9 protein-coding genes and 1 pseudogene are annotated in these 8,344 nt (G+C 39.8%); 1 reads left to right on the top strand and 9 read right to left on the bottom strand.

All coding sequences use genetic code 11. The features are described from left to right. The 3 genes and pseudogenes from IQ242_RS10660 to gap all read right to left on the bottom strand — a co-directional run. A pseudogene (locus IQ242_RS10660) lies at positions 1 to 119 on the bottom strand (folate-binding protein); the annotation flags it as partial. After that, entirely contained in the window at positions 116 to 484 is a 369-nt protein-coding gene (locus IQ242_RS10655; protein ID WP_002802888.1) for a hypothetical protein, read from the bottom strand. The gene IQ242_RS10655 and the pseudogene IQ242_RS10660, both read right to left, overlap by 4 nt. A 536-nt stretch (positions 485 to 1,020) precedes the next feature. Next, complete coding sequence (gene gap, locus IQ242_RS10650; protein ID WP_002768187.1) at positions 1,021 to 2,055, bottom strand: type I glyceraldehyde-3-phosphate dehydrogenase; 1,035 nt, start codon at positions 2,053 to 2,055, stop codon at positions 1,021 to 1,023. Between the two features lie 717 nt (positions 2,056 to 2,772). On the opposite strand from gap, the gene IQ242_RS10645 reads away from it, so the two are divergent. Further along, entirely contained in the window at positions 2,773 to 5,193 is a 2,421-nt protein-coding gene (locus IQ242_RS10645) for a phosphoketolase (protein ID WP_193959945.1), read from the top strand. Between the two features lie 428 nt (positions 5,194 to 5,621). Here IQ242_RS10645 and IQ242_RS10640 read toward each other — a convergent pair whose 3' ends face one another. The 6 genes from IQ242_RS10640 to IQ242_RS10615 form a co-directional block, all read right to left on the bottom strand. Further along, the gene (locus IQ242_RS10640; RefSeq protein WP_002768185.1) at positions 5,622 to 5,867 is read right to left on the bottom strand and encodes a hypothetical protein; all 246 of its coding nucleotides are present in this window, start codon (positions 5,865 to 5,867) and stop codon (positions 5,622 to 5,624) included. A gap of 3 nt (positions 5,868 to 5,870) precedes the next feature. Beyond that, positions 5,871 to 6,131, bottom strand: coding sequence for a hypothetical protein (locus IQ242_RS10635; protein WP_072923913.1), 261 nt, complete (start codon positions 6,129 to 6,131; stop codon positions 5,871 to 5,873). A gap of 395 nt (positions 6,132 to 6,526) precedes the next feature. Next, positions 6,527 to 6,766: a type II toxin-antitoxin system HicA family toxin gene (locus IQ242_RS10630; protein ID WP_002798208.1), complete on the bottom strand. Its 240-nt coding sequence runs from the start codon at positions 6,764 to 6,766 to the stop codon at positions 6,527 to 6,529. Continuing rightward, complete coding sequence (locus tag IQ242_RS10625; protein WP_072923908.1) at positions 6,759 to 7,022, bottom strand: type II toxin-antitoxin system HicB family antitoxin; 264 nt, start codon at positions 7,020 to 7,022, stop codon at positions 6,759 to 6,761. Before IQ242_RS10625 ends, IQ242_RS10630 begins: the two co-directional genes overlap by 8 nt. 713 nt (positions 7,023 to 7,735) lie before the next feature. After that, on the bottom strand, positions 7,736 to 7,975 hold the full coding sequence (locus IQ242_RS10620; protein ID WP_002747313.1) for a type II toxin-antitoxin system HicA family toxin: 240 nt from the start codon (positions 7,973 to 7,975) through the stop codon (positions 7,736 to 7,738). Beyond that, positions 7,972 to 8,181: a hypothetical protein gene (locus IQ242_RS10615; protein ID WP_002747310.1), complete on the bottom strand. Its 210-nt coding sequence runs from the start codon at positions 8,179 to 8,181 to the stop codon at positions 7,972 to 7,974. The genes IQ242_RS10620 and IQ242_RS10615 overlap by 4 nt, the downstream gene beginning before the upstream one ends. Positions 8,182 to 8,344 lie beyond the last annotated feature (163 nt).

Raw genomic sequence — 8,344 nt, 5'->3', positions numbered from 1 at the left:
CCCCAATGGGAGCGATCGATTAAAATTGTTTGGGATGCTAAACTTTGGGGATCATTGTGGTAATCTTTGAGAAAATTAGCGGCATACTCTGCCTTGATCGTGTCTAAATCTGCTTTCATGGGGGTAAATTAGCGAATAATTGCTTAATAATGCGCTCGGTTTTCGTTTCCAAACTCTGCCAATCTAGTTCACCGGTGGGGTCGAGGAGACTGGTATCGATGGTGACGCTCTCTCCCTCATCGGTGGGATAATCGAGAAAACAGACTTGAAAACAAAGTTCCCAAATATTTACAGTAACGGAGCGATCGAGATAAGTCAAACAGAGCAGATAACTGGGATAGGGATCTTGAATTTCTGTATAAGTTCCTTTCCAGAGGGAATTTTCTAACTGTTTACGCAGATTATCCAGCACCCGAATAAATGCTGGCTGCATTAATAATTGTGCCTGTTCCCAAGCAGTAATATCTTTAAATTTTGGATTCATCTTATCAGTTATCAGTGATCAGTGATCAGTGATCAGTTATCAGTGATCAGATTTGAGTATTAAGTGGGGGGATACCCCTGCCACCCTTGATAAGGGGGGATCTGGCAATTTTTAACACCCACCTACTTATTAAGTGAGCAATATTAAATAGGGTTTACTGAAAAAGTACGGGCGAAGCATTCGGATAGAAAATCTACGGTTTCACCGATAGGTTATTGCCCGAATGCTTCGCCCCTACAGGACGCAATCGCCGCTCAAGATGCCCGGTTTTGAAGCGCGATTCTCTCAAAATCTTGCACCTGTGGGAGCGAGAAAAGCCACAAAACCCTTGCCTTGCCTACATTTCACATTTATTCAGCAAACCCTAAATAGACAAAGACATACATTTCAGCCCTAGAACTATTTTGTTTAACTCTTGGAGATGTCTAATGGCATTAACAGTGCTGTCTTTTCACTGTTTACTGTTTACTGGTTACTGTTCACTGTTCACTGTTTACTGATAACTGGTTACTGATAACTGATAACTGATAACTGATTTAGGCTGTTACTAGGGTTGCTTCCTTAGCTGCCATCATTTTCATGAGGTCTAACATCCGGCAGGAATAACCCCACTCGTTATCGTACCAAGAGACGACCTTAAAGAAATTGGCATTAAGTTGAATGCCAGCTTTAGCATCAAAAATACTGGAGTGGGGGTCGGTGATAAAGTCACTCGATACCACTTCCTCATCGGTATAACCGAGGATACCTTTCATCGGTCCTTCGCTGGCGGCTTTCATAGCGGCGCAAATTTCCTCGTAACTGGTGGCTTTTGCGGTTTTAAAGGTTAAATCCACCGCCGAAACGTTGGGAGTTGGCACACGGAAGGCCATACCGGTTAATTTGCCTTTTAGGGAAGGAATAACTAGGGTTACTGCTTTGGCTGCTCCTGTGGAGGAGGGGATAATATTTTGACCAGCGCCGCGACCACCGCGCCAATCTTTTTTCGATGGACCATCCACGGTGGGTTGAGTGGCGGTCATCGAGTGTACTGTGGTCATTAATCCTTCCGCTAGTCCGAAGTTATCGTTAATAACTTTGGTGATCGGAGCTAAACAATTGGTGGTACAACTAGCATTAGAGACGATCAGATCTTTAGCGGGATCGTATTCATTGTCGTTGACACCTAGTACAATAGTACGCACTTTATCGGGATCTTTGGTGGGTGCGGAGATAACTACCCGTTTGGCCCCTGCTTCTAGGTGTTTTCCTGCTCCTTCGGCGGTGGTAAATAAACCGGTGGACTCAACCACATAATCGGCCCCGGTTGCACCCCAGGGTAGTTGAGCGGGGTCTTTAATCGAGTAACAGGGGATAAACTTACCATCCACGACGATGCCATCTTCTTTCGCTTCTACCGTACCCTGAAAACGTCCGTGGGTGGAGTCGTATTTGAGCAGATAGGCAATATTATCGGGGGGGACGAGATCATTGATACCAACAAACTCGAAATCAGGATTTTGGATACCCGCCCTAAAAACGAGGCGACCGATGCGACCGAATCCGTTGATAGCGACTCTTACTTTTGTCATAAAAAAAACTCCTTTGCAGCTGCGATAAGCTTAGGCACGATCAAGAAAAAATAATTTGAGAATTGATTGGCCTTTAGAGAATCACTATATATGCTAATCAGCTTTTGTTGATCGCTAGATGAAGTATAGAAAGATTTTAAGTTTCAGTGCTTCAAAAGCTCTCCTGCAAAAATCAAAAATCTTTCGTTAGGTGAGAAGACAGGAGACAGGAGACTCCGAGACAGGAGACTCCGAGACAGGAGACTCCGAGACAGGAGACAAAAGATAACTATAATATCCATAAAATCTAAGATTATGTCAAATTTATCCGATTTTTTTAGATATTTTGACCTGATAGCGGCTCTAAAACTTACTTTTGCAGGAGGTCTAAAGATAAAAAATAATAAATTTGCTATCCTAGTAGTCCTCACCACCGGCATCGAGAAGGCCTAATTAGGCTCTTCCCGACAAAAAAGTTCTCAGAGAATTTATTGCTCTATAAGTTAAGAAGACATTAATTTTCCTTTAAAAGCCATTTAAAAACCCCGCCCGACTGACATAAATTACCCAAGCAGGATCGGCAAAATATAGCTTATTTTAATAGTTTTTTGCGCCCCAAAAGGTTAGACTCTTGATTACAGTTTGAAAACTGACCGAGGGTTAACCCTCTCGATAATCTGGAGAAATTGTCTATCAACTCTCTTAATCTCATCGTTCATAGATATTGGAGAAATATTCATGGTATCCGCACCAGAAAGACCCTTAACAGAGCAAAATCCCCTTTCTCAAGACGAACTCTACAAAACCCATGCCTATTGGCGCGCTTGTAACTATTTAGCTGTAGGTATGATTTATCTGCGCGATAATCCCCTGCTCAAGGAACATCTTAAACCCGAACACGTTAAGTATCGCTTACTTGGTCACTGGGGAGCAAGTCCGGCCTTAAGTTTTACCTACGTTCACCTCAACCGTTTAATCAAAAAATACGACCTCGATGTGATTTTTATGGCCGGTCCCGGCCATGGAGCGCCGGGGGTACTCGGTCCGGTTTATCTAGAAGGAACCTATTCGGAAATTTACCCCGATAAAAGTGAAGACGAGGAAGGATTACAAAAATTCTTTAAACAATTTTCTTTTCCCGGTCACATCGGTAGTCACGTCACCCCCGAAACCCCCGGTTCTATCCATGAGGGCGGCGAACTGGGTTATAGTGTTTCCCATGCCTACGGTTCTGTTTTTGACAATCCCGACCTAATTACGGCCGTGGTGGTGGGTGATGGGGAAGCAGAAACCGGTCCCCTTGCTACCGCATGGCACTCGAATAAATTCCTTAACCCGATTCGCGATGGTGCGGTACTGCCAATTTTAAACTTAAACGGTTATAAAATCGCTAATCCCACCATTCTCTCCCGTATTTCGACCCACGAGTTAGAAAGTCTCTTTGTTGGTTACGGTTACACTCCCTACATCGTCGAATGTAAGGAAGATGAAGACCTGCTGCACTGCCATCAAAAAATGGCCGCCACCCTAGAACACTGTATCAATCAGATTCGCTCCTATCAACAGGAAGCTCGCAGCACGGGAGTAGCTAAACGTTACCCCTGGCCAATGATTATCCTCCGGTCTCCCAAGGGTTGGACCGGTCCGAAAAATGTTGATGGTCATAAAGTAGAAGGATTCTGGCGCGCTCACCAAGTCCCCATGGGTGGGATGCACGAAAACCCCGACCACTTGAGAAAATTAGAGGAGTGGATGAAAAGCTATAACCCGGAGGAGTTATTTGACTATACCACGGGTCAATTTAAGCCGGAATTTAAAGAACTCGCTCCTATTGGTCATCGTCGCATGAGTGCTAATCCGCACGCTAATGGCGGATTGCTGCGTAAAGATCTAAAAATGCCCGATTTTCGTCAATATGCCGTAGATGTCACCCACCCGGGCCAAGTGGAAGCGGAAAATACGGGAGTGATGGGGGTATTTTTGCGGGATGTAATGCGAAATAATATGACTAATTTTCGCGTTTTTGGTCCCGATGAAACTGCTTCTAATCGTTTAGCAGCTCTCTATGAAGTAACTAAAAAAGCTTGGTTAGCTGATACCTATCCCGAGGATTTAGATGGTAGCCAATTATCTCCCGATGGTCGTGTGATGGAGATGCTGAGTGAACATACTTTAGTCGGTTGGTTAGAGGGTTATTTATTATCTGGTCGTCACGGTTTATTTCACTCCTACGAGGCTTTTGCTCATGTTATCGATTCCATGTTCAACCAACACGCTAAATGGCTCGATATCTGCAAAAATCATGTACCTTGGCGCGCTTCTGTTTCCTCTTGGAATCTGTTGTTATCCTCGGTGGTTTGGCGGCAGGATCACAATGGTTTTAGTCACCAAGACCCCGGTTTTATCGATTTAGTAACCAATAAAAGTGCCGACGTGGTGCGGGTTTATCTTCCCCCCGATGGTAACTGTTTATTAAGTGTGGCTAACCACTGTCTCAAGAGCAAGGATTACACTAATATTATCGTTGCTGATAAACAGAAACACCTGCAATACTTGACCATTGAAGAAGCAATTAAACACTGCACCAAAGGTATCGGTATTTGGGATTGGGCCAGTAACGATGATGACGGAACAAATCCCGATGAACCAGATGTAATTATGGCTTGCTGTGGGGATATTATCACTAAAGAATCTTTAGCAGCAACGGCAATTCTGCGAGAGGAATTCCCTTACTTAAAAGTTCGCTTTATCAATGTGGTTGATCTGTTTAAATTACAGTCGGAAAGTGAACACCCCCACGGTTTATCAGAACGGGATTTTGATAGTTTATTTACCCCTGATAAGCCAATTATCTTTAATTTCCACGGTTATCCTTGGCTGATTCATAAACTTACCTACCGGCGCAGTAATCAAGAACGTATTCATGTGCGCGGTTACAAAGAAGAAGGGAATATTAATACTCCCCTAGAATTGGCGATTCGTAACCAAGTTGATCGTTTTCATTTAGTAATCGATGTCATCGATCGCGTGCCGAAATTAGGCTCTGCTGCTGGTCATGTGAAAGAACGAATGAAAAATGCTATTATCGATAATCTCGATTATGCTTTTACCAATGGTATCGATAAGGACGAGATTACTAACTGGAAATGGCCCTATTAATTAGGCTAGAAAGTGGTTTAGGTGATGATAATTTGTTAGTTTACTTATAAATTTCATCTTCCTATTCCACCTAAAAAATATTCTTGATTTTCTACAGGGTGAGAGCATCTCAAAAGCTATTGACAATTGGTCAATGTTGAAAAGGGTTAATTAGGGTTTGCTGAATAAATTTGAAATGTAGGCAAAGTAAAGGTTTTGGGGCTTTTCTCGCTCCCACAGGTGCAAGATTTTGAGAGAATCTTCGTTCAAAACCTTGCGTCTTCATCGGCCCGCGTCCTGTAGGGGCGAAGCATTCGGACAATAACCTATCGGTGAAAAGGTAGATTTTCTATCCGAATGCTTCGCCCGTACTTATTCAGCAAACCCTAATTAGATTTAATTTACTAAGAAAATTAAAATCATCAATATTGCGAGTTACAATTGTTAAATTATAAACGAAAGCTGTTCCCGCAATAATGGCATCTTCTAAGGACATCTTTCTGATTTATTTTAAAGTTACTGCTTGTAAAAAATTCTTCAAAATAGACTTTATCTTGATGAGTTAACCGATGGTAGCCTAAAACTTCCAGATAGGATAAAGCAGAGACATAAGGAGAATTTTCTGCAATAAACTCCCGGAGAAACTCATTTTCCAATTGAGCGGCATAGATAATAATATTACTATCTAATAACATGATTTAATCCCGATCAGGAAGAGAGCGATCGCACCGATTTTGTTGTTGCCACTGTTGGGTATCAACATCAGTAAAAGTATTATTATTAGCAATTTTTTTCAAAGCATTGGCCATTTTTTGACCGTTAGATCGATTTTCACCAATGATATTTTCTTCTAGTAAGGTAATATAAACATTAACAGGATATTCGGAGTTGATTTCAGGGGTTTCATCAAGCCATTGAAGGGTATTATTTTTCAAAATTGCTTTAAAGGTTTTTAGCATAGTTTTCTCCACCGTTAAATGATACAGGATAAATGATTCAGACTAGCCCTAACCCAATTTTAACACAAGACCAACCCAACAAACTCCCCTGAACTCAATCTTTTAAATTAACGTCTTTGGATCATTTCATAATCAAAAGTTCATTACCAGAGCGAAAAATTACGCAAAATGGTGATAGTCACTTTACCTGTTTTTAAGGGAGGCTAATTTATCGGCGATGACTGGGTGAAAATTAATCATTAAATCAATTTATAACAAGCAATCGAGGGTTTTACTCTTGTGTTAATGTACCTTAAAAAAGTAGCTATCACTTTATTTTAGCTTTTGGAAATAAAATTAAGATAAAGCGTACTAGAATAGATAATTTCTTCGTTTGAAAAAACGCATTCAATCATCTATTTTAATAAATGTTCTATTTCTTCATCTGTAAAACCAAATTGTCTAAAAATTCGTAAAACATAAGCAGGGGACATTTCTTTTGCACCTATATCGATAGGAACGATTCGACGTTGATTATACAATACTCTACAATATAAACGATGATCACCTTTTCCTTCTCGATAAAATTGACAGCCTCCTTTTTCAAGAATTTTGATTAGTGCTTTGGGTTTAAGAGAAGGAATATTTTTAGGCATAAACTTTTCTGAGTTCGTAAGTTTCGGGAGTTTCAGAATCTCCCACAGTTAAAAATTCATGAAGTTCGTCTATAGGAATAGGACTGGTATATATATTGGCTTGATCATGATAAATCTCCCAAAAAGATTCAAGCGCTTCTTTTAGTTTCTCAATAGCTTTTTCCTGAGTTTCTCCCTGTCCAACTAATCCATTTTCAAGACATAATGAAACCCAATAATTTGCACTTTTTCTCAGAATAACGGTATAAAAGTTCATGGTGATTGTTCCGTTGAAATTTTAATCGGGGATTAGAATTTACTCCAGCTTAATTTTAACACAAGACCAACCCAACAAACTGCCTTACCTCAATCTTTTAAATTAACGTCTTTGGATCATTTCATCAATAGACAATAAATAAGGTGCATTAACAAAGTATAATGCACCCGATCAGAAAAGCGATCGCACTTCTAATATTCTGCCAAATGCGATCACAAATCCCCATTTTTACATAAAAAATGATAATATAAAACTCAAATTTGAACTATTGTTGTGGAAAGATAGTAAGATGACAAAGTTACAATTAACTCAAGCGGAAATTGAAAGCCTTACTTTTGATGAATTTTTGTATTTAAGAAATTGGATTAATAAGTTAGACGATCAACAATGGGAAAAACAAATCAAATTTTAGCAAGAAGGAATTTTGAGCTTTCAAAAAGTGACTTAAACCATCCTTCTTTGTCTTTTAAAAAAGTTGGAGAATTTTGATCGGCAAGATTTGGTATTAATTATAGAGCTTTAGCTTTTAAAGATGGTGAAGATTATATTTGGGGGTGGATAGGAAGTCATGAAAAATAGGAAAGATTATTAAAATAAAAGCGATCGCCTCTTTATTGCCAAAATGTAGTTAAACAAAGTGCAACCCAACACCAACCAAATAAATTAATAATTGATCATCTTGGATCGCACTCAATCTACAGGTGATCGCCATTTTAAAACAGTCTTTTTAATAGTTCATCTTTACTTAGATTAAAATGTAGAGCGACATCACGCAAAATATTATTTAAAGTGCCTATTTTGACAGGATTATGAGCAGGAATAGTAATCTGATGTGTACCATTTTCAGAAGTAGTTAGTCTAATATGGCTACCCGTTTGACGACTCACTTCATAACCTAACTCAGACAATTTTTTGATTAAGTCATCACTGGATAAATCTCTGGGTAGCTTCATACCGCAAATACCTCATCCCTAACAATATGTAAACGAATAATTTTAGGGCGATTTTCCCTATCATCATAATGACAATTAACGGCATCTTTTACCATTTCTCGTAAAGACTGTAAATCATCGGCTTCGGTAAAAATAGACTCGCCTAATGCCCTTGCTGTATATCCCCCTTCCGGTGCATCTTCCACTAAAAAAACTATTTCTGTCATATTTCCTTCTTTACTCTCTAAATTTTTGCAGTAATTTTAATTATAGTTTGTTTAGTTTTTTATATAGCACTTTTTAAAGCTTACAAGATTAGCGTTCGCCGTTTATCAACCCTAATCGCCTCTTTATTGCCAAAATGTAGTTAAACAAAGTGCAACCCAACAC

Origin of the sequence: Microcystis sp. LEGE 08355 (genome assembly GCF_015207185.1) — a bacterium.
Lineage (GTDB): Bacteria > Cyanobacteriota > Cyanobacteriia > Cyanobacteriales > Microcystaceae > Microcystis > Microcystis panniformis.
The sequence above is the reverse complement of the archived record's forward strand: the minus strand, read 5'-3'. Positions and strand labels throughout refer to the sequence as shown.

Excerpts from the sequence above, each read along its gene's own strand:
- IQ242_RS10655 (WP_002802888.1), bottom strand. The coding sequence starts at position 484 with ATGAATCCAAAATTTAAAGATATTACTGCTTGGGAACAGGCACAATTA.
- gap (WP_002768187.1), bottom strand. The coding sequence starts at position 2,055 with ATGACAAAAGTAAGAGTCGCTATCAACGGATTCGGTCGCATCGGTCGC.
- IQ242_RS10645 (WP_193959945.1), top strand. The coding sequence starts at position 2,773 with ATGGTATCCGCACCAGAAAGACCCTTAACAGAGCAAAATCCCCTTTCT.
- IQ242_RS10640 (WP_002768185.1), bottom strand. The coding sequence starts at position 5,867 with ATGTTATTAGATAGTAATATTATTATCTATGCCGCTCAATTGGAAAAT.
- IQ242_RS10635 (WP_072923913.1), bottom strand. The coding sequence starts at position 6,131 with ATGCTAAAAACCTTTAAAGCAATTTTGAAAAATAATACCCTTCAATGG.
- IQ242_RS10630 (WP_002798208.1), bottom strand. The coding sequence starts at position 6,766 with ATGCCTAAAAATATTCCTTCTCTTAAACCCAAAGCACTAATCAAAATT.
- IQ242_RS10625 (WP_072923908.1), bottom strand. The coding sequence starts at position 7,022 with ATGAACTTTTATACCGTTATTCTGAGAAAAAGTGCAAATTATTGGGTT.
- IQ242_RS10620 (WP_002747313.1), bottom strand. The coding sequence starts at position 7,975 with ATGAAGCTACCCAGAGATTTATCCAGTGATGACTTAATCAAAAAATTG.
- IQ242_RS10615 (WP_002747310.1), bottom strand. The coding sequence starts at position 8,181 with ATGACAGAAATAGTTTTTTTAGTGGAAGATGCACCGGAAGGGGGATAT.